Origin of the sequence: Clostridioides sp. ES-S-0123-01 (assembly GCF_020658415.1) — a bacterium.
GTDB lineage: Bacteria > Bacillota > Clostridia > Peptostreptococcales > Peptostreptococcaceae > Clostridioides.
The window spans coordinates 31,310-48,759 of sequence record NZ_JACVWD010000009.1; the positions used below are offsets into that span (position 1 = coordinate 31,310).

A 17,450-nucleotide genomic window follows, 5' to 3' on the forward strand; every position below is an offset into this window, starting at 1 on the left:
TTCCTCCTATTTATTATTATTTTCATGAGGTCTTACCCCAGTAAAATTAAAACCAAAATCATTTATCTTAGGCTCTTGACCTGGTGTTATCGTATCTATTTTAGGTTCTTCACCTTCTAGCGTTGCATTAAACAAATAATCTTTATCCTGTTTCAAAGGATTTATTTGTTCTTCAAAAGCCTTTTGTCTATCTTTACTATTTCTTAAGCTTTCTATGTCTAAATGAGCTTTCAATGCGATTTCATCCCTACATTTAACAGATTTAAAAGCATCGCCTAACCAATAATTAAAATCTTTTTCTTCAATTTCTTTTTTGTAAGTTTCTTCTAAAGTTTTCTTATCAGTTTCATAAGTTGTTTTTAGATTCTCTACATCTTCTTTTGTCATACCTCCTTCAAACTTTTTAATAGTTTCATTAGCTGTATTAAGTTGTGTTTCAAGATTTACATAATCTTCTTGAGTAACTGTAGTCTCTTTTATTTTCTTTTCTATAGACTTTTGAAGAGAAGCTACATCAATTTTGTTATCCTCGATTTTTATTCCTTCCAGTAATTCTTTTATCCAATCCATTTCTAATATCTCCTTTCATTTTTTACAAAATAAAAAAGCCTCTTAAAGACTTTTTTCTAATGATTTATTTAGCTCTTCTTTTACCTTCTTTAAAATTTCATCAGAAACTTTATCAATATTAGCTTTATTTTCTTTTCTTAATTTATTACAAAGAATACCTACGTTAAGATTAGCAATACAATTAATAACGATTTGTACTACACAAACTACAACTATAACTTGAGTTAATATACACATTAAAATCACCCACCTTTTTATCTAATAATCTATCTTAGTTTTCCCTTCTTTAGCAAAACGTGCTTTTATATCTTTAGATGCTAGCTCTCTTATATACTTCAAATCCTCATCAGAAAGTCGCTTTGCAGGACTTTTTATTTTTATTTTTGTTTCATTAATTTTTTCTTTTCCAAATATTCTATTTAAATTTTCTTCTAAATTTCTCACTGCTTCGTTAAATATATCAATTTCTTTTGTAGCACTTTTTATATTTTTCTCAAAATCTGTTGTATCTAGCTCCAACTTAGCTGAAAGTTCTAATTTACTTTCCTCATCCTTTTCTTCATCAACACATCTATGCTTTTGTTCTAAATTTCCAGCATAGTTTGTTGTATTTTCAATAGTTACAGTATATTCAACTCTTTCATATAATTCCTCAAATTCTTCAGCATTATATGTATATATTGCGCCATCTTCTTCTTGTACAATGTAATCACCTATATTAGCTTGGTGTATGCCTATAATAGTTTTTACAAGCATTATAGGTTTTTTATCTTCATTACTGTCAACTGCAAACCAAATGTCTTGATTCATAATTGCTTTTATTATCCAAGTTGGTAACTTTGTTTGTTTTGTATCTCCAATCCATTTAAATGCTTCTATTTTATTTGATTTCTTCACAAACTTAGCCATATTACTTATTCCTCCTTAAAGCTTTAACCATATTTTCATTACTAACAAGCAAAGAATATGGTATGAGTATCACACCTAAAATAAAATTGAGTAGCGGGAATAAAGCTAGAAAAATAAAATTATATTTTTTTCTTTTTCTAACATTCATACTTTTAAATAATTCAATTAATTCCTTGTTACCATCAACCCTCATTTTTAATAAGTAAAGCCCTGCGAAAAACACAATTATTGATAAAATATATAATTTAAACATTTCAAATCACCCTCTCAACTAAATTTTCACATAATAAAAGCACCTACTAATTAATCATTTAGCAAGTGCTTTCTAATACCAATAAGATATTTTCTCATCTGGATAATTATTTTCTTCTATAAATTTACGTATCATACAGTAAACATGAGACATATAAAAATGATTCCCTTCACTGTCTCTTTCTGCTATTTTTACTATATCAAAAGATTTATCTTTAGTATAAAGTATAACTTCTCCAAACTCTCCATCTTCTTCTGGTTGATAAAAATAAGATACTTTATCATCTTTTATATAATTTTTCTTTATAAGTACCATGTTTATCCCTCCCTCAAAGCTTTTTCATAATCATATTTTCTCACAACTAAACCATGAGCTTTCTTATAATCATAATTATATCTATCCATAAGAAACTTTTCTAATCTCTCATGTTTTAATAATATTATATCACATTTTCTTATATCTTTTCCCTCAATTAATCTTTGCCAAGAGATAGCCATATCATAACTAGGGTCAAAACTTTTATATCCGCCATATAAATTATATTTATTCATAAATACATGGCTTTTTATATCTTGTATTACTTTTTCACTATAGCCTGTATTTTTAGCTATAGCTTTAATATCACTGGTTCTTTTTCTTATTTCTTCATAATATAAATTAGCATGTTTTTCTTCTCTTATATATACTTCTAGGTCGTTTAGTCTTTTCCTGCTTATTGCTCCACTTGAGGAACCATCTTTTACATACTTAGAATTATACTTCATTGATGATGGTACATAATAAGTCTCACCATCTTCTTTTCTTGCTGACCTATAGCTTTTTTCACCATCAAAATATGGCACTACTACACATCTACACCTAGGATGAAATGGTGGAGCTGTAATTCCTATTTCATAATACTTCATTTCAATGACTTTGCCATCAAGAGGACTACATCTTTTCTCACAAACCCTGCTATCTAATGCACTTACTATTTCATATTTCTCAACCCCTAGACTATTAAAACAATCCCTTTGACTTGCTGAACTAAAAAAGGCAAGCTCAGATTTTACTAATAACTTAGCTTCTTCTTTGCTTGTATTAAAGTTTTTATTAATTTTATTTGTTAAGTCTCCAGGAGATGCTCCATTAATTAAAGTTTGTTTTAATCCTTTATCAAGTTCACTTATTAATCTTGGTCTATGCTTATTCCATATTCTATTACTAAATGTTACTCCATCAGTAGTCCAAGGTTTATTAATTATTTTATTAATCATATTTGGAATAAGCATGGCTAATAAAACTCCTGAGCCTTCACCTTTTTGAGTTTCAAAAGCAGTATGATAATAATTATCTTTATAAGTATCTGTTACAAGTCTATTTACATTCTCATACTCTTTTGAATATAATATCTCAATTTGATGCCTTGTTTTTAACTCTAATGCTTCTAGTCTACTTATACGAACTCTTTTAACTGCACTTTCTAGTTCTTTCAGCCACTTTTGGCTAATTGCATTTTCTTCTCCATACTTGATATATTCTTCTAATGATAATTTAAGTTCAGCTAATTCCTTTGAATTTAATAACTTTTCAGCTTCTTGCATATTTATTTTATTATCTTTAGCAAATTTCATATACCAATTATTTATTTCTCTAATAATATTATATAAAACTAAATCATATTGTTTTTCTAATTCCTTGTTAAAGGTATCACCTTTATTATGAACATCTTCTTCTAACTGATTAAAAATCTTTATCCAGTAATCCATATTATTCATTTATAGGCTCACCTTCTTTAGTTTTCTTTTTAGTCGGAAAAACATCTTCATATTCCTTCATACTTTCTTCTTTCTGTTTTTTAAGTCGCTTTAATTCATCATTAACATCTTCAACCCAAGGATGATTACTGACAATAGTTTCATCTGATATAATTCCAATTGATTTAGAAGCCATATCTATTTTTTCAGACTCATTTATTATCATAGAGTGATTAAATGTTATTTGAACTGACTTATAATCATAGCTCTTACTACTACTTATCTTTAAATACTCACATACAAACCATAAAAGCTCTCTAATTGCTTTTTTAAACTTCTTTTCAGTCTTAGAACATTTTAAATCAAGTAGTGAATATAAAAATTTAAGTGCTACACCCGATTTATCACCTGTGTTTTGAGATTCGGGATTAACCCCTTGACCAAAAATAATTATATTCTTTTCTAATCTATCAAGAAGCTCCTTTTTAGCTTCAACTGGTATACTTATCTCTAGTTTATCAACTCCACCTCCACCATCTACTTTAATTGATTTATAGTATCTTATATTATCTATAAACTCTTGTAGACTTGTTCCTGGATATTCTTTTAATACGTAAATAACCTCTTGTATTTCATCTAAATTGTCTGCAAGTGTAGAAATGTTATTATCATATATATCAATTAAAGACTTATAGAAAGTTAAATCTGAGACACACTTTTCATTATTTTTAAAAGGTATAAATGGAACTTTACCCCACCCCTGTTCTTTGTTATTTATTCTAAAATGACCTTCTTGTATATCAGTCATTTTTCCATATTCATCATATAAAAACTCTTGAACAAAACTATTACCTCTTTCAATAAAGTAAGTTACGTCATTTTCTGTATAATATTCAACTCTTTTTATTTTATTTCCATCTATATCTTCAATGTAGTAGAATCTAATAAATGCAACTAATTCCTTCTGTCTTTTACTATCCCAAATAGGAATAGATTCTTCTGCTGGTATTATCACATATTTAAACTCACCTTTTCTATTAACATATGGATGTAACCATTCAATACCTTTATTACTAGCATTAAGGTATAGTTCTGTTATTGTATCGTCAAATTCTTCTCCCAGTAAGTCATTTAAAAGCTTAGTAAGCTTATCATCATCTGCATTAAATACAATAGGATTCCCAACACTATAACCCACTTTTTGGTCAACTAAAAGCTTATGATAATTATTGACTGCTTTATTATTAACTTTAGTAAAATCATCAACCTTAGCTCCATCTAAGAGATAATATCTTCTCTTATTGTTTACATCAGTATTACCATAATAGTATTCTTCTCCTTGTTTATACTGCTCTGGTCTGTGTTTTAAAATGTAATGTTCTATAACATTAATTAAATTAAAAGTACTCTCTTTTTTTAGTTGAGCTTTTATTAAGTCTGTTTCACTTATATAAATTTTTAACACCTCCTTTATTTCAAGAAGCTTATTCCACTATTTTTAAGTTTATTATCTATAGAATATCTAAGAGCTGCCATTGCATCATCCATAAATTCAACTGGTTCATCAAGATATAACCCTGTTCTTTCATCTTGTTTCCATTTCCATTGTTGAATTTCTTTTATTGTATTGGTGCAACTAGGATGTACATGTATTCTTAACTGTTTTAAATAATCTATTTGAGCTTTAATACTGCCTGGTCCTTTTTTAACTCCTTTAGCTTTATATCCTGCACTTTTCCACATCTTAATTCTGTCAGGTTCAGCACTATCACAATACATAAATAAATTCTTTTCTATCCCTTTACTATTTGCAATTCTTATTATTTCTGATGTATCCATTTCATGTACATATATTTCATTACATATATATAGTTCACCATCCTTAAAACCAATTCTAAGTATTGCATTTGCATGGTTAAATCCAAAGTCTTGTGACAGTCTCATATTATCAAAATACTCAAATTCTGTAGGAAATTCATGTATAACATAATTTTTAAGTATTGCTCCACCAGTTTCTCCCCATTCTCCAAGACCATATACTCTATAACCTTCGGGGTCTTGCTCTTTTCTCATTTGCATTCTTCTGTAGTAAGCTTCATCTATGAATCTATTTTGTAGATAAGTACTATGATGAGTAAATATATCATCATTTTTATAGTCAAAATACTTTCTTTTTATCCAATGAGTAGCTGATACCGGATTAAATGTAAATGTCATTTGATAGTATAAGTTAGGATTAGTTAAAATACCTCTTAAACGGTCGTCTAGTATGTCTATATCACTTTCCATAAGTTCTGTAGCTTCTTCACACCAAACCCATGTTAACTTACCTTTCGAGAAGTTAATTGATTTTAATTTTTCTCTTTGTTTTGCATCATTAACTCCTCTGAAAATTATAGAGTTACCAGTAACTTTACTCTTAATTTCTAAAGGATTTAGAGTAGTTTTCCAATACTTATCAGCTTGTTTACCATAAATACGATTTATAGCTCCTGTAAGTTCTGCATAGGTTGAATACTTGTGTGTAGCTTCTGATTTTCTAACTACTAATAAGTTAGCTCCTTGGTACTTTTTATCTCCTAACTTTAGTATATAGTCTTGTGCTACGTTAACAGACTTTCCACTACCTGCTGAACCTTTCATTGCTCTGTATCTTTTTTTAGTAAAGTTAGCTCCCTTGAAAACTGGATTAAAATCTATTCTAACTATCATTGTTATCCCCATAATCTACACTTATTTTCAACTCATCATCTCCAATATCATCTTTATTTAGGTTAGCAACCTCACATTTTAACTTCTCAACTCTATTTTTCTGCTCCTCTGTAGCCAAATTCCAATCCTTATGAATCATTTCATCATACTGCTTAATTAAACTCCTTAACTCACTCATTGCCCTACTCTGTGCATTAAGAAAAGATGCTTGCCTATCCCATGCAAATTGAAATTCATACTCTATCTTCTCACCATTTTCTGTACTTTCATGTTTCTTTAATTCCTTAATCATTTCTTCTTTATCTTTAACATACATTATCTTTTGTGCTCTTATTATTGCTGCATACTGAATTGTTATCTGTTCCCAAAGAATATCGAATTTATCTTTATTCTTTATTTCATTAATTAGGTCTTGAGTTTCTTCGGGTAAGTATTTTGAGAAGAAACCAAACTTTTCAGCATTCTTATTACCAGGTGGACCAGTGGCATTTTTATTACCTATGGGTGCACCCCTTTTACTTTTAGGTGCACCCTTCTTTTTTTCACTAGCCCAGTTGTATCTTTTTATCCATGACTTTAAAGTGTTTAAACTAATGTCATACTTTACTGATATTTCCTTTTGTTTCATACCTTTTAGGTAATCTTGTTTTACCTTTTCTTTGACATCTTGCACATCACCACCTCGTTTGTTTGTCGTTTTGGGAATAAAAAAAGAACTCTTGTTAGAGTTCTATTTTTGTTAACTTATGTATTATAGCTATTTCATTATATATTTCCTCAACATATTTCTTTATTTTAGGTTGCAATTTGTACATTTCTTCAATTACACCATCCATATTTACCTCTGAAGGTCTAAAACAGTTATATTCGCTTGTTGTTACTCTATCTGGACCTGTCATACCCTTCCACCTAAAATTATATCTGTGTTTCATTTCATTGGCATAATCTCTTATTTGTTTTGAGTCTAAACGATATCTGTCAATTATATTCTTAATCTGTAAATTATTAATTTTACTTGATATATATCCATATGATACCTTTTTACATTGTTCTTCAAAAACTTCCTTATCACAAATATCATCAATATCTATCTTACTTTTATACAAATTATACTCTGATGCTAAAATTTGCATAATATAATCCTCTACGGAATTATAGCATAATATACTATTTTTTAGATATTCTCCCCTAATATACAAATCAACTATTGCTTTTGCACTATCTTCATTTTCACCCACAATTTCATCAAACTCATTTATATTTATATTTTTTTCACTTGCTTTAGCTAAATTGTGATTAGCACTTGCAAAAATATAATATAAATCATAAAATCTTTGAAAAACAACATATATCCTTTTATTTTGTTTTTCACCTTTAATAAAGTTTAACGGATTCTCAAAGTATTCTTTTCCTCTTACAAAATCATTTAATTGCTTAAGTTCTTCTTCCATATATTATCATCTCCTTCCAAAGTATAAAATTCAACTTCAAAGGTCAATATCCTTCAACAATCGTTCGACAGCTACAAAATAATTCTAAATAATACTCTTCTTTAATTTATTGTATAAAAAAAAGACCACCTATAAAGATAGTCTAAATCTTATGTATTTTTATTTCTAATCTTTACACCAATTCCTGTCAGTCTTACCCTTTATATAAGTTCTCACTATTTCACCACAATCTAAACATAAATCTGAATATATAGTAGATTGTACAGGTAGCGTTTTATTTATAACTTTATCTAACTTTCCATCTCCTATATACTTCAACCCAATAGTTTCAGCATATATACCTCCTGTTGTTAAAATACCTGTTTATATATTTTCACTACCACAATTAGGACATTTCATAGTTATCTCCCTTATGTTTTATTTTATTATACACTAATTTATTCTTTAATTTCTCTTTTAAATACAGCAATACCTTCAATCCAATTTATCTGAAATAAATCCCAGCCATCTTTTCCTAGATTATTAAATTCCTCTTCTAAAATAGGTATCCGTACATCGTTTATAGTCTTACCTTTATTAAAAAGTGGTGTAGCTGGTAACTGAAAAAATTTATACTCATACATATCCATACCTCCTAATAATTATTTTCTTTTATATTACCATAATATATAAAAAAGACCATCTACAAAGATGACCTTTTGGATTAATCTCTATTTTTATAATGTTTTTACAGCAGTTCCATATGCAAATATTTCAACAACTTGCTTTTTACTTGCAAATCCATCTGCCACAGCAATACGATATTCAAATTGACAATTGATTACAGCATTTCCACCTAATTGTTCACACTTTTTCTTTAATTGTTCCTTTACTCCCTTAAATGCTGAGTTTGGGTCTGCACTTCTAAAAATACCTTCTTTATGAGAGTCTATTGCAAATATAGCATCTATAACCCCATATTCTTCTTTAATGTCTCCAGTACTTATAATCATATTTATACCCTCCAATACCTTTTTCTTTAATAGTAGTCTAAATTATATGATATTTCAACAAAATCAATTATACTTTTATACTACTTTCAAAAATAAAAAGGGAGATATACATATTATTTAAGGGAGCAAGTTCTAGGAATCGAACCTAGATTAAACCACTACTTGCATGGTGAGTGAGGTTACCAAGCCCCACTCTTTTTAGACATCTGAATTAAGATACAAAATATAAAATTTTGCCCTCAATTTCTCTACTTTTTAGTGTATCCGTTAATTAATATTTGAACATAGTTAGAATTGAACTAACAACATCCTCATGCCCTGCCTAGTCTGTTCATATAAGCTAGGCGAATCCCTTAACCTAGCTCACATATATATTTAGTTTTGAGAGGGAAATCTTCATTTCCACAATACTATTATCTCATGTTTCAAGACTTCATGTCGGACATAAAACGGACATAACTTCTTATTGTATTTCTAATAAATTGAATATTGGTTCTTGCTCTGTAAGTGCTTGTCTGCCAAACATAGCTATTGAAATAGATGCTATAGCTATATCCCTTCTTCTTCTTAATTGTCTTTCTTCCATAAACAATTTATCTGTTATTTGAAACCATTCAAATTTATTTATATATCTAAATTTTATTATTTCTCTTTCTACATATCTTAAATTATTTATAGCTATGTCCAAAGTCTTTTTTATTGCCATCATTGTGTATAATTCAATTTCCTTTTCAGTTTTTTTATCTTCAATAGAAACTAATTTATCCTCAATTTTGTTATTTATATTATAAGTTTTGCTTGTAAGAATGCTATCATAGCTTATTGCCTTGGTTAAATCTCCAACAGAACATTTATCTAAATTATAAATATCCCCTTTCAGTTTGTTTATATTAGCATCCATTTGATTATATTCTTCAAGAAACTTCTTAGTTGCATTAAAAAACTCTTTTTTAGTTTTAGACATACTCACACACTCCTATCAATTATTTATGTTATAATAATATTTGTATATAAAAGTTTTATATTTTTGACAAGTGGAGTGTGAAAGCACTCCTTTTTTCTTTTAATTAACCTATTGAAGGTTTTCCCCTTTAAAGAGGGGAATTCTATCCCTGTCTTAACTTACTATTGATAATTGACTATTTAATAATCTTATTTCATCTTCAAGAACTGTAGGTAACTTATAATTATCTACTATTTCCAGTACCTTATCTAACTGACAACGCTTTATAGCCTTATAACTTTCTACGCCAAATTCTCGTTTAATCTGATGATATATATCACTATATACTTTACCTCTTAAAGATTTATTTTTATAAGCCTTACTTCCATGTCCACCAAGTGATTTTGTTGCTACCTTCTTAACCTCTTTGACAATACACTCACACTCAACGTTAAAAAGTGGTGCATCATCCATAAAATTCTCTAATTTCTCATTAACATTCTCTATTTTAGTTTCTAAGACTTCTTGTTTCTTATCTAGCATAAATATAGCTTGTAACTCCTTTGATGCACTTAAAAGAGGGTTATTTAATTCTTTTCTCATAGAGAAGTATCCATCAACTATTTTTTCATATTGTTCCCAAGCCTTATCGTCTTCCAGTATTTTAAGTAGTTTTGAATAACCTCTCTCAGATAACAAGTAAATATTTCTTGATTGATTAAAAGATTGTTTACTATATCCAACATCTTCATAACCTAATCCTTTTGAAGGATTAGCCTTTAAATCTATAATATCTACATTTGTTTTAAATCTTTTTATGTTATTGTTAATTAACTCATTAACTTTGAATAATTCTCTATTATGTATCTCAGCTATATCCTTTACTAGCATTGCTTTCTTGCCTTTTCCAAACCCACCCTCAATATCATGAAATTTCATTCCCTCAACTTCTAAAGTTCCAAGTACTGTTATTTCTTTATTTATGTTTTCATTCATAGTCTATCTCTCCTTTATCATTTGATATATTCTTTATTTAGCTTTTTCACATTTTTATGAAAAACTAAGGACCTAATCTAACAAACGAATTTTTCCATTGGTTAAATAACATCTTCCAATACAACTTCAATCCTTGGCTTATCACTATAATACTTACTAGCTACTACCTCAACTATCTGTGTATCATCCTTATACGCTATCTCATTAAGTGCATCAGCCACAATCTTAACAACATTATCAATATCTGGTTTCTTACTAGGTCTTAACACATTATTTCTTTTCTGCTCTTTAACCTTTTTACTGTTACTTTTAGCTATAGAATAATAGCATCTTAAAGTCATTTTTATATAACCTTCAAAGTAATATTTAACTTTAGATTGATATAGCCACTTTATAAGATTCTCATAATCTTTAGTTTTATTAGGTGTATAGGTTCTTTTAGCGTAAGTATTCATTCTTGGTCTTTCTTTTCCGATTGGTTCTCCATCTATTGTAAAATTAATCTTCATTGCCTCTCCTTAATCCTCTATATAATAAAATTCCGCTTCTCCTACTTCACATTCATGAACTATCCAGTCGCGTGCTTTACTACTACTATAATAAATATAGTTAAATAAAAATTCCTTAATTTCATCTTTTTCAACTTCAACTTTAATCTTTGTTTTGCAATCCTCACAATCATCCCTACTGCATCTATCACAATACATTTCAACCTTCATTAATTTACCTATTTCTTTTTTTAATAGTCTTAAGTTCTCTCTATCTTTTCTTAATTCATCTAAATCTTCTAGTGTTATAGTTGCTGTTGCAGATTCTAACATTTGCTCTTCCTCCTTAAATTCTTATTTTATTCCCAACTCAACATAACCATTTCCAAGGTTAACAAAATACTCAACTTCTTTGTTTACTTCAATTCCTGTAAATTTTTTATCTTTAAATGACTGTAATATAACTGTATCTCCTGCTTTAAAATCTACTGTATGCTCTACTTCAATTTGTTTTTTATTCTTAATTACATCTTTAAAAGTGCTAGAAGATATTTGCAATTCATGTATCATAAGCTCACATCCCTTAATTTACTCAATTACTCTCATATTCACTTTTCCATTTTTAAAAAGTTTTATTTGATATTTTTTTCCACAATGGGGACAAGTAACTATCATTTTTTTAAACTTAGCTAATGTATAGAAATTCCTACCACATCCACCAAAACATTTACCTCCATTGAATATTTCAAATTCTCCATAGTCTCTATCTAACTCATTTGCTTCATCTCTATGTTCATTAACTATATATTTATATATCAAAGTATTCATTAAAAACACCTGCCTAATCTATTTCGATTTCGACTATAGCTCTACTTAAAAGCTTTACATTATAATTTTCTTTTATATTTTCCTCATCTTTTTTAAAAGCTCTTGCTTCTTCTAAATCATTAAATATAGAACTGTATATGTTCCCTTTTTCCCATTCTCTTGTTGTCTGCCAAGTTACTTTAAACTCTGTAATAACTATATTAACCACTCCTTTTGATAAGTCAAAGTAAGTCTATAAACTTTTAGTTTCATCCACAAACTTACCTTGACTATTTATTTTATTTTTTTAATTCCTTATAGTTTTCTTGACATATTTTATCCATATTTTCTTTGTATCTGCATCCTATACACACATTACAAGTTATAAGGTTATTGCTAATTACAAAGTCATAATTGGCACATCTTTCATCACATTTTTTATGAAGTATTCTTTTTTTTAATTTGATTCTTTTATTCATTTTCAATCTCCTTATCCAACCAATTTTCATATGCTATATCACAATCTTTGCTTTCACAATCTACTCTATCATTTATACAACTACCACAAATCTCTTTCCCAAATTTCTTATACACTTCTCTTTCACCAAGATTCTTCGACTGGCACATTTCTTTGTTAGTCATAAAATCACTCCTTGCATGCTCTAAATGATTCAACTACCATTTCAGTCTCTCCACTAGTATCTTCTACAAAGTTATTTGTCTCCCATTAAACTCTTTTATATAATCTGCTATATCATATACTCTTTGACATTTATGCTCTATACAATGGCAAATGTCATTTAAGCTTACTTCTTCTGGTATTTCAACTATAATTTCATGTTCTAAAGTCACTTTTTCCTCAAATTTAATTTTATATTTTTTCATTTTAAATCCTCCTTTATTTCGTTTTTGAGAGTCGCAAAACACTTCAACAGTAATTTATATTAAAATACAGTTTGCAACTCTCTAAACTGTTTTTGTTAGATATTTCTTCTATTCAAATATAAGTTCTTCGCTATCAAGCCACTTTTTAATACCATCCTCACAATCATATTCAATGTCATCCTTCTTACAGTCATAAATACAACATTCACACACCTGTTTATTATGTAAAAAATCTATCAGCCTATTAATAAATAGTGACTCCTTTTCTTGTAATTTCTCTTTAAGAGTTTTATTTTCTTCTCTTAACTCACTAATTTCATTAAAAACATCTAAAAGTAACTTTGAGTCTATCTCATTATCTTCATTTGAAATTCTATACTCATAAATCCTACCAACCATAAAACTAGTTACTATTAATGTAATACTAGTTAAAATATTCATTTTTCAACATCTCCTCATATTCTTCTCTAGCCTTATCTATAGCGATTAATATTTCCTCGCCATCATTATATAGCTCTTTTGCTCTCTTAATTGTGTACTCTGTTCTTGAAACTTCCATTATTCCTCCTCGATGTATTCAACTTTCCACCCACTTCTGCTTGGGGTCTTTCTTTTCAATATGTGACTTACTGCTGGTTGTTTTAATCCTAAAAAACAAGCAGCACTATCAATAGATTCAACTTCTTTTACTTCTCCAGTTTTAACATTTCTCATTCTTACAGGCTTATTATTACGAGGTCTTTTACACCTACTTTTTACACCAAATTCAGATAACATGCTATCAATTCTTGGCATCACTTTTTTACCTTTTCTTTCAATTCCAACTAAGCAACAATATAATGCTAAGTAATTTCTACATGTAGGGTCATCATCTATGATATTTGTTCCTAAAGAACCACTAAAATATTTTTCAACCTTTAGCATTTCAGCCCCCTCCCTATTCAAACGGCATTTCAAACACTTTTTCTTTGTAATACCTAACCCCATCTTTATTTATAATGTCAAACTTAATTCCTGCAATGATAGCATCCTGTATTCTGTTTAATACTTCAATAGCTCTTTCTTCTGATTTATACCTACCTATTTCTCTAGCATTTGATTCCTCTTCAAACACTGCACATACTTGTTTATTACTTATTTCAACTCTATTAACTCTCATTAAATCTAATCTATCTTGACTTCTAATTATTATCATTTCTATTCCTCCAATATATTTATTTTTTAACTTCTAGGAAGTAATATTGTATAATTACTCCCTAGATTATTTAATTTATCCAAATTTACTTTCTTCAAGTTGACCTCTTGTAGCCATGTTTTTTAATTCCTCATCTGTATATTGTCCAAAGGTTTGATTGAAATTATGAAACTTATTTTTATTGAATTTACTTTGTATAGGCTTGTAATCTTCTTCTAATGCTTTTATAAGATAACCTGTGATACTTTTTACTCCATCTGTATTTTTAACCAACCTTAGTTTTTCTTCTAAGTAGTCATTTCCTCTACCTGTATGTATAAATACATCAATGATTTTTTCAATGTCTTTAGATTCTAAATCAAAATATCTTTTTATGTTATCCACAACCACCGAATCGTCTTTATTGTTGTTGTTATTCTTATTGTTATTCTTATTGTTATTCTTATTGTTATTCTTATTGTTATTCTTATTGTTATTGTCCCCGTATCGTGGTACGACTCGTTCACGTATCGTCGACGTATCGTAGGAATCGCTATTTCTAGCCGTTTCGTAATAGTCCTCAAATATTTTTCTTATATCTGATTTTTCTATTGATGGAATTACATATTTTATTAACTCAACATCTTTAACTTCTTTAAGTTCTTTATTAAGTAAATCTATAATTGGTTTACCACCTTTAGTTAGGTTATATTTGCCCCAGTTTTTTATGGCAATTTCTCTAGTATCGGGATTATATTTAATACATTTATGGTGATTTATGAATCTATCCATCAATGCTCTTATACTTTCTTCTGAGTATCCCATCCAAAATGCTAGTTGTTTTTTAGTCACTTGATAAACTCCTATTTGTGTTGTTTGAGGATTACTAAGAAGAAGTATGAAGAAGAATTTATCTTCTGGTGTCCATTCCTCTTGTACCTTTGGGTCAGTCCAAAAGCTTGTATATATCTGTCTAAAAACTGCCACTCTATCACCTCCTGTTATGCTCCTTTAAAACCTTGTTTCTCATATGCTGCACAAACAGCATCATATTCACTTTTATTTAAATCTTTTATATCTTTTCCTAGTTGTTTGAAAACATGTTCTTTTAATAATACTTTATTAACTCCTACACTATTAGCTATTGCATATAGTCTGCTTAGTTGTTTGTCCGTCAATATTCTATCTACTGTACTTTTACTTTGTTGAGTCTTATTGTTAGAATTACTTTTAGATTCATCTTTTCCACTTACTGCATCAAAACTATCATTCTCAGTTATGTTGAGTAACTGAATATATAAATATCTAGTTTGATAGGTTTCTATACCTCCTAGTGCTTGTAATTCATTAGAGCCTTTTAATTGCAATTCTCTCATTGGAGAAGTAAATACTATCTCTTCTGTTGGTTTTTCTCCATTAATCAATGTTAGTGTTGCATAGTCATTTGTAAAAACTACTATAGGGCATAATTTGGCTTTTTCTAATAGTTCTGTAGCTTGTGGCAAGAAGTCTGCCAACTCAAAATACTTAAAGTTAGCGAACTTATTCTCTCCACTTTTCTTTAGATTTAACTTACTGAACTTAACTCTTACATCCATCAATTTAATGTAAATATTATTAGATTCCAATTTCACCACGCTCCATGTCCTTTATATTTCTTTTTAAAACACCTTCCCATCCATCTATATAGTCCCCATATAAACCATCTGATTTTTGCTTTTCTAAATCTTTTTTAAACTGCTCTATTGTCCAATTTTCTTTATGCCTTTTTATACAATATTCTAGTCCTGCAATACTTCCTAAAGCTTGCTCTGCTTCTATTCCTTCAAATCTAGTAAATTTTAATATGAATAATCTATTTTCTAAATCCTTAATTATTTCATTTCTAGTTTTCATTTCTTCCCCCTTGTGCTATAATATATATATCATTAAATTTATTTTTTGTTTTTGATTAGAGCCATTGCAGTGGCTCTTTTCTACATTATTTGAATACTTAATGATCTATCTGTTTCAAATTCTTCTCTCATTAGCAGTTCTTCTGCTTCTTCTGTATCTTTTTCTATCCTCTTGTACTCTGCATATGCTTCTTGTTTAATTCTGTCTTGTTCATCTGTTGTAAGACTTCTATCTGCCCATGCTCTTTGTACTATATCTAAATATATTAAGTATTGTGCTTTTCTGTATTTTTCTATATCTTTGATTAATTCTTGTCTACTTTTCATTTTCCACTCCTCCTATTGATTCAATTTCTGAATTTAGCATAAGCAAAATATCCTCATATGCTCCTAATTCCTTTTCATCTGCTCTACACTTATATCCAATTGATTTTTTAAATTCTATCCTCTCATTTAGAGCCTGTATCTTATATTCTAAAAATCTTTTAGTTACTTCCATCTTCAATCCCCCTTAAAGTTCAAGTCCTCTTTGCTTGCATTCTTCCATATAACTTATACACTCTATATAAAATTTTGGTGTAGGTACTTTTTTATGTTTTTTACAGAATCTTAGAAACCATCTTAGAGTCATTTAAATCACCCCCTTTCTCTTTTTCATTACATTCCTATCTTTCATTGCATTTTTCATTACATATTCTTCAAAAGAAATTAAATCTATCCTGTATGAACTACCTATAGGAATTACAGTATAATGGTTTTGTGCCATTGCTTCTCTTATCATGTTTCTTGCAGTTGAATCAGACACTTTTAAATACTCACTAAACTCCTTTACTGTGACTAAATTCATTCTTCTAATTCCTTCTCTATCTAAAAACATCTTAATGATGTCCGTTGTATCATCTCTTTGCATTAACTCCTGCACTAAGTCTTTTGTATCTATGAATTGTAATGCTGTACTCATTTTTATACCTCCTTTATATATTTTGAATATTCTGTATTCAGTTTTCAAAGTAACTCAACTGCTTGTATGGTCTCTCTGACTTTATAACTCTTATACAATCATCTATAATTTGTATTAGATTACTTGAAATATCAAAGTCTATATCTTCCCATTTCTCCACACCAAGTATTAAAAATAGTCTCGCTTTTACTTGGTTGTATTCTTTATTAGCTTTGTCTATATCCAATCTATTTTTTATGTATCTGGAATACTGTTGTTTTTTAGAACAAGTTATCTTACATAACTTTTTATATTCTTTTATTGTTCCTTTTAAATCTCCTATAGTACCTGTAAGTTCTGTTATTACATCTTGTTGTAACTGATATTGACCTGTTTCCCTTATACTTGGAAGCACTTCATCAAACACCCAACTCTCGAATTTTTCTGCATTTGGAAGATTTGAGCCTACTATTAATCTGTAAACATCACCCTCAGTTATTAATGCAATCTTGATACCATTAATTTTAAACCCATCGTGTTTCACGACTCCTTTGCAATGTCTTAGAATCGCATCATTAGTATTTTTATAACCTAAAGACTTTGCAATATCTTTTCCTACAAAGTAAGGTTTATTATTAATCTCTGCCATTCTTATTTGTCCAAACTCCATCTTTTCAAATATTTGTAAGTTATTCATGC

34 protein-coding genes are annotated in these 17,450 nt (G+C 28.7%); all 34 read right to left on the reverse strand.

Translation table 11 applies throughout. The features are described from left to right. Window positions 1-6: 6 nt before the first annotated feature. Window positions 7-570 carry a phage scaffolding protein gene (locus IC175_RS17450; RefSeq protein ID WP_227851798.1) on the reverse strand — a complete coding sequence of 188 codons (564 nt, stop codon included), beginning with the start codon at window positions 568-570 and terminating at the stop codon, window positions 7-9. 42 nt (window positions 571-612) lie between these two features. Beyond that, a complete protein-coding gene (locus tag IC175_RS17455; protein ID WP_227851799.1) occupies window positions 613-807 on the reverse strand; it encodes a hypothetical protein in 195 nt (64 codons plus the stop codon). Window positions 808-828: 21 nt separating this feature from the next. Then, on the reverse strand, window positions 829-1,479 hold the full coding sequence (locus IC175_RS17460) for a hypothetical protein (protein ID WP_227851800.1): 651 nt from the start codon (window positions 1,477-1,479) through the stop codon (window positions 829-831). A 1-nt stretch (window position 1,480) separates the two neighbouring features. After that, window positions 1,481-1,732 (reverse strand): hypothetical protein, encoded by a 252-nt coding sequence (locus tag IC175_RS17465; RefSeq protein ID WP_227851801.1) that lies wholly within the window; start codon window positions 1,730-1,732, stop codon window positions 1,481-1,483. Between the two features lie 72 nt (window positions 1,733-1,804). After that, window positions 1,805-2,047, reverse strand: a complete 243-nt coding sequence (locus tag IC175_RS17470; protein WP_227851802.1) for a hypothetical protein — start codon at window positions 2,045-2,047, stop codon at window positions 1,805-1,807. Between the two features lie 2 nt (window positions 2,048-2,049). Next, entirely contained in the window at window positions 2,050-3,489 is a 1,440-nt protein-coding gene (locus IC175_RS17475; protein WP_227851803.1) for a minor capsid protein, read from the reverse strand. Next, the gene (locus IC175_RS17480) at window positions 3,482-4,933 is read right to left on the reverse strand and encodes a phage portal protein (RefSeq protein ID WP_227851804.1); all 1,452 of its coding nucleotides are present in this window, start codon (window positions 4,931-4,933) and stop codon (window positions 3,482-3,484) included. Before IC175_RS17480 ends, IC175_RS17475 begins: the two co-directional genes overlap by 8 nt. A 5-nt stretch (window positions 4,934-4,938) precedes the next feature. Beyond that, window positions 4,939-6,180, reverse strand: coding sequence for a PBSX family phage terminase large subunit (locus IC175_RS17485; protein WP_227851805.1), 1,242 nt, complete (start codon window positions 6,178-6,180; stop codon window positions 4,939-4,941). Further along, on the reverse strand, window positions 6,170-6,853 hold the full coding sequence (terS, locus tag IC175_RS17490; protein ID WP_227851806.1) for a phage terminase small subunit: 684 nt from the start codon (window positions 6,851-6,853) through the stop codon (window positions 6,170-6,172). Before terS ends, IC175_RS17485 begins: the two co-directional genes overlap by 11 nt. Window positions 6,854-6,902: 49 nt before the next feature. Continuing rightward, a complete protein-coding gene (locus tag IC175_RS17495) occupies window positions 6,903-7,631 on the reverse strand; it encodes a hypothetical protein (protein WP_227851807.1) in 729 nt (242 codons plus the stop codon). 165 nt (window positions 7,632-7,796) lie between these two features. Beyond that, window positions 7,797-7,949, reverse strand: a complete 153-nt coding sequence (locus tag IC175_RS17500; RefSeq protein WP_227851808.1) for a hypothetical protein — start codon at window positions 7,947-7,949, stop codon at window positions 7,797-7,799. Between the two features lie 119 nt (window positions 7,950-8,068). Then, on the reverse strand, window positions 8,069-8,254 hold the full coding sequence (locus IC175_RS17505; protein WP_169470346.1) for a DUF4177 domain-containing protein: 186 nt from the start codon (window positions 8,252-8,254) through the stop codon (window positions 8,069-8,071). 93 nt (window positions 8,255-8,347) lie between these two features. Further along, window positions 8,348-8,623 carry a heavy metal-binding domain-containing protein gene (locus tag IC175_RS17510; protein WP_169468902.1) on the reverse strand — a complete coding sequence of 92 codons (276 nt, stop codon included), beginning with the start codon at window positions 8,621-8,623 and terminating at the stop codon, window positions 8,348-8,350. Window positions 8,624-9,086: 463 nt separating this feature from the next. Further along, window positions 9,087-9,587, reverse strand: coding sequence for a hypothetical protein (locus tag IC175_RS17515; protein ID WP_227851809.1), 501 nt, complete (start codon window positions 9,585-9,587; stop codon window positions 9,087-9,089). 153 nt (window positions 9,588-9,740) lie between these two features. Further along, on the reverse strand, window positions 9,741-10,562 hold the full coding sequence (locus IC175_RS17520; protein ID WP_227851810.1) for an ORF6C domain-containing protein: 822 nt from the start codon (window positions 10,560-10,562) through the stop codon (window positions 9,741-9,743). 101 nt (window positions 10,563-10,663) lie between these two features. Continuing rightward, window positions 10,664-11,071, reverse strand: a complete 408-nt coding sequence (locus IC175_RS17525) for a RusA family crossover junction endodeoxyribonuclease (RefSeq protein ID WP_227851811.1) — start codon at window positions 11,069-11,071, stop codon at window positions 10,664-10,666. 9 nt (window positions 11,072-11,080) lie between these two features. Next, complete coding sequence (locus IC175_RS17530) at window positions 11,081-11,383, reverse strand: hypothetical protein (protein WP_227851812.1); 303 nt, start codon at window positions 11,381-11,383, stop codon at window positions 11,081-11,083. 21 nt (window positions 11,384-11,404) lie between these two features. Continuing rightward, the gene (locus tag IC175_RS17535) at window positions 11,405-11,620 is read right to left on the reverse strand and encodes a DUF3850 domain-containing protein (protein ID WP_227851813.1); all 216 of its coding nucleotides are present in this window, start codon (window positions 11,618-11,620) and stop codon (window positions 11,405-11,407) included. An 18-nt stretch (window positions 11,621-11,638) separates the two neighbouring features. Next, entirely contained in the window at window positions 11,639-11,878 is a 240-nt protein-coding gene (locus tag IC175_RS17540; RefSeq protein ID WP_227437391.1) for a zinc-ribbon domain-containing protein, read from the reverse strand. 13 nt (window positions 11,879-11,891) lie between these two features. After that, window positions 11,892-12,086, reverse strand: coding sequence for a hypothetical protein (locus IC175_RS17545; protein ID WP_227482694.1), 195 nt, complete (start codon window positions 12,084-12,086; stop codon window positions 11,892-11,894). A gap of 70 nt (window positions 12,087-12,156) precedes the next feature. Next, complete coding sequence (locus IC175_RS17550; protein ID WP_227482695.1) at window positions 12,157-12,336, reverse strand: hypothetical protein; 180 nt, start codon at window positions 12,334-12,336, stop codon at window positions 12,157-12,159. Continuing rightward, window positions 12,329-12,499: a hypothetical protein gene (locus tag IC175_RS17555; RefSeq protein ID WP_227851814.1), complete on the reverse strand. Its 171-nt coding sequence runs from the start codon at window positions 12,497-12,499 to the stop codon at window positions 12,329-12,331. Before IC175_RS17555 ends, IC175_RS17550 begins: the two co-directional genes overlap by 8 nt. Window positions 12,500-12,562: 63 nt before the next feature. Next, window positions 12,563-12,742: a hypothetical protein gene (locus IC175_RS17560; RefSeq protein WP_227851815.1), complete on the reverse strand. Its 180-nt coding sequence runs from the start codon at window positions 12,740-12,742 to the stop codon at window positions 12,563-12,565. A gap of 108 nt (window positions 12,743-12,850) precedes the next feature. After that, window positions 12,851-13,183, reverse strand: a complete 333-nt coding sequence (locus tag IC175_RS17565) for a hypothetical protein (RefSeq protein ID WP_227851816.1) — start codon at window positions 13,181-13,183, stop codon at window positions 12,851-12,853. After that, window positions 13,167-13,301 carry a hypothetical protein gene (locus IC175_RS19500; protein ID WP_255615867.1) on the reverse strand — a complete coding sequence of 45 codons (135 nt, stop codon included), beginning with the start codon at window positions 13,299-13,301 and terminating at the stop codon, window positions 13,167-13,169. The genes IC175_RS17565 and IC175_RS19500 overlap by 17 nt, the downstream gene beginning before the upstream one ends. Continuing rightward, a complete protein-coding gene (locus tag IC175_RS17570) occupies window positions 13,301-13,666 on the reverse strand; it encodes a hypothetical protein (protein WP_227851817.1) in 366 nt (121 codons plus the stop codon). The genes IC175_RS19500 and IC175_RS17570 overlap by 1 nt, the downstream gene beginning before the upstream one ends. A gap of 13 nt (window positions 13,667-13,679) precedes the next feature. Then, window positions 13,680-13,937 (reverse strand): hypothetical protein, encoded by a 258-nt coding sequence (locus IC175_RS17575; protein ID WP_227851818.1) that lies wholly within the window; start codon window positions 13,935-13,937, stop codon window positions 13,680-13,682. Window positions 13,938-14,012: 75 nt separating this feature from the next. Further along, on the reverse strand, window positions 14,013-14,903 hold the full coding sequence (locus IC175_RS17580) for a hypothetical protein (protein WP_227851819.1): 891 nt from the start codon (window positions 14,901-14,903) through the stop codon (window positions 14,013-14,015). Between the two features lie 14 nt (window positions 14,904-14,917). Next, window positions 14,918-15,544: an ERF family protein gene (locus IC175_RS17585; RefSeq protein WP_227851820.1), complete on the reverse strand. Its 627-nt coding sequence runs from the start codon at window positions 15,542-15,544 to the stop codon at window positions 14,918-14,920. Beyond that, window positions 15,534-15,812, reverse strand: a complete 279-nt coding sequence (locus tag IC175_RS17590) for a hypothetical protein (protein ID WP_227851821.1) — start codon at window positions 15,810-15,812, stop codon at window positions 15,534-15,536. Before IC175_RS17590 ends, IC175_RS17585 begins: the two co-directional genes overlap by 11 nt. A gap of 80 nt (window positions 15,813-15,892) precedes the next feature. Then, complete coding sequence (locus IC175_RS17595) at window positions 15,893-16,138, reverse strand: hypothetical protein (protein WP_227851822.1); 246 nt, start codon at window positions 16,136-16,138, stop codon at window positions 15,893-15,895. Next, complete coding sequence (locus IC175_RS17600) at window positions 16,128-16,310, reverse strand: hypothetical protein (RefSeq protein ID WP_054270888.1); 183 nt, start codon at window positions 16,308-16,310, stop codon at window positions 16,128-16,130. Before IC175_RS17600 ends, IC175_RS17595 begins: the two co-directional genes overlap by 11 nt. 132 nt (window positions 16,311-16,442) lie before the next feature. Continuing rightward, window positions 16,443-16,772 carry a helix-turn-helix domain-containing protein gene (locus IC175_RS17605; protein ID WP_227851823.1) on the reverse strand — a complete coding sequence of 110 codons (330 nt, stop codon included), beginning with the start codon at window positions 16,770-16,772 and terminating at the stop codon, window positions 16,443-16,445. A 37-nt stretch (window positions 16,773-16,809) separates the two neighbouring features. Next, window positions 16,810-17,448: a BRO family protein gene (locus IC175_RS17610; protein WP_227851824.1), complete on the reverse strand. Its 639-nt coding sequence runs from the start codon at window positions 17,446-17,448 to the stop codon at window positions 16,810-16,812. Window positions 17,449-17,450: the final 2 nt, after the last annotated feature.

Bases quoted from the DNA above. Each gene is read 5' to 3' on its own strand.
- IC175_RS17450 (WP_227851798.1), bottom strand. From the start codon at position 570: ATGGATTGGATAAAAGAATTACTGGAAGGAATAAAAATCGAGGATAAC.
- IC175_RS17455 (WP_227851799.1), bottom strand. From the start codon at position 807: ATGTGTATATTAACTCAAGTTATAGTTGTAGTTTGTGTAGTACAAATC.
- IC175_RS17460 (WP_227851800.1), bottom strand. From the start codon at position 1,479: ATGGCTAAGTTTGTGAAGAAATCAAATAAAATAGAAGCATTTAAATGG.
- IC175_RS17465 (WP_227851801.1), bottom strand. From the start codon at position 1,732: ATGTTTAAATTATATATTTTATCAATAATTGTGTTTTTCGCAGGGCTT.
- IC175_RS17470 (WP_227851802.1), bottom strand. From the start codon at position 2,047: ATGGTACTTATAAAGAAAAATTATATAAAAGATGATAAAGTATCTTAT.
- IC175_RS17475 (WP_227851803.1), bottom strand. From the start codon at position 3,489: ATGAATAATATGGATTACTGGATAAAGATTTTTAATCAGTTAGAAGAA.
- IC175_RS17485 (WP_227851805.1), bottom strand. From the start codon at position 6,180: ATGATAGTTAGAATAGATTTTAATCCAGTTTTCAAGGGAGCTAACTTT.
- IC175_RS17495 (WP_227851807.1), bottom strand. From the start codon at position 7,631: ATGGAAGAAGAACTTAAGCAATTAAATGATTTTGTAAGAGGAAAAGAA.
- IC175_RS17505 (WP_169470346.1), bottom strand. From the start codon at position 8,254: ATGTATGAGTATAAATTTTTTCAGTTACCAGCTACACCACTTTTTAAT.
- IC175_RS17510 (WP_169468902.1), bottom strand. From the start codon at position 8,623: ATGATTATAAGTACTGGAGACATTAAAGAAGAATATGGGGTTATAGAT.
- IC175_RS17515 (WP_227851809.1), bottom strand. From the start codon at position 9,587: ATGTCTAAAACTAAAAAAGAGTTTTTTAATGCAACTAAGAAGTTTCTT.
- IC175_RS17520 (WP_227851810.1), bottom strand. From the start codon at position 10,562: ATGAATGAAAACATAAATAAAGAAATAACAGTACTTGGAACTTTAGAA.
- IC175_RS17525 (WP_227851811.1), bottom strand. From the start codon at position 11,071: ATGAAGATTAATTTTACAATAGATGGAGAACCAATCGGAAAAGAAAGA.
- IC175_RS17530 (WP_227851812.1), bottom strand. From the start codon at position 11,383: ATGTTAGAATCTGCAACAGCAACTATAACACTAGAAGATTTAGATGAA.
- IC175_RS17535 (WP_227851813.1), bottom strand. From the start codon at position 11,620: ATGATACATGAATTGCAAATATCTTCTAGCACTTTTAAAGATGTAATT.
- IC175_RS17540 (WP_227437391.1), bottom strand. From the start codon at position 11,878: ATGAATACTTTGATATATAAATATATAGTTAATGAACATAGAGATGAA.
- IC175_RS17550 (WP_227482695.1), bottom strand. From the start codon at position 12,336: ATGAATAAAAGAATCAAATTAAAAAAAAGAATACTTCATAAAAAATGT.
- IC175_RS17555 (WP_227851814.1), bottom strand. From the start codon at position 12,499: ATGACTAACAAAGAAATGTGCCAGTCGAAGAATCTTGGTGAAAGAGAA.
- IC175_RS17560 (WP_227851815.1), bottom strand. From the start codon at position 12,742: ATGAAAAAATATAAAATTAAATTTGAGGAAAAAGTGACTTTAGAACAT.
- IC175_RS17565 (WP_227851816.1), bottom strand. From the start codon at position 13,183: ATGAATATTTTAACTAGTATTACATTAATAGTAACTAGTTTTATGGTT.
- IC175_RS19500 (WP_255615867.1), bottom strand. From the start codon at position 13,301: ATGGAAGTTTCAAGAACAGAGTACACAATTAAGAGAGCAAAAGAGCTA.
- IC175_RS17570 (WP_227851817.1), bottom strand. From the start codon at position 13,666: ATGCTAAAGGTTGAAAAATATTTTAGTGGTTCTTTAGGAACAAATATC.
- IC175_RS17575 (WP_227851818.1), bottom strand. From the start codon at position 13,937: ATGATAATAATTAGAAGTCAAGATAGATTAGATTTAATGAGAGTTAAT.
- IC175_RS17590 (WP_227851821.1), bottom strand. From the start codon at position 15,812: ATGAAAACTAGAAATGAAATAATTAAGGATTTAGAAAATAGATTATTC.
- IC175_RS17595 (WP_227851822.1), bottom strand. From the start codon at position 16,138: ATGAAAAGTAGACAAGAATTAATCAAAGATATAGAAAAATACAGAAAA.
- IC175_RS17600 (WP_054270888.1), bottom strand. From the start codon at position 16,310: ATGGAAGTAACTAAAAGATTTTTAGAATATAAGATACAGGCTCTAAAT.
- IC175_RS17605 (WP_227851823.1), bottom strand. From the start codon at position 16,772: ATGAGTACAGCATTACAATTCATAGATACAAAAGACTTAGTGCAGGAG.
- IC175_RS17610 (WP_227851824.1), bottom strand. From the start codon at position 17,448: ATGAATAACTTACAAATATTTGAAAAGATGGAGTTTGGACAAATAAGA.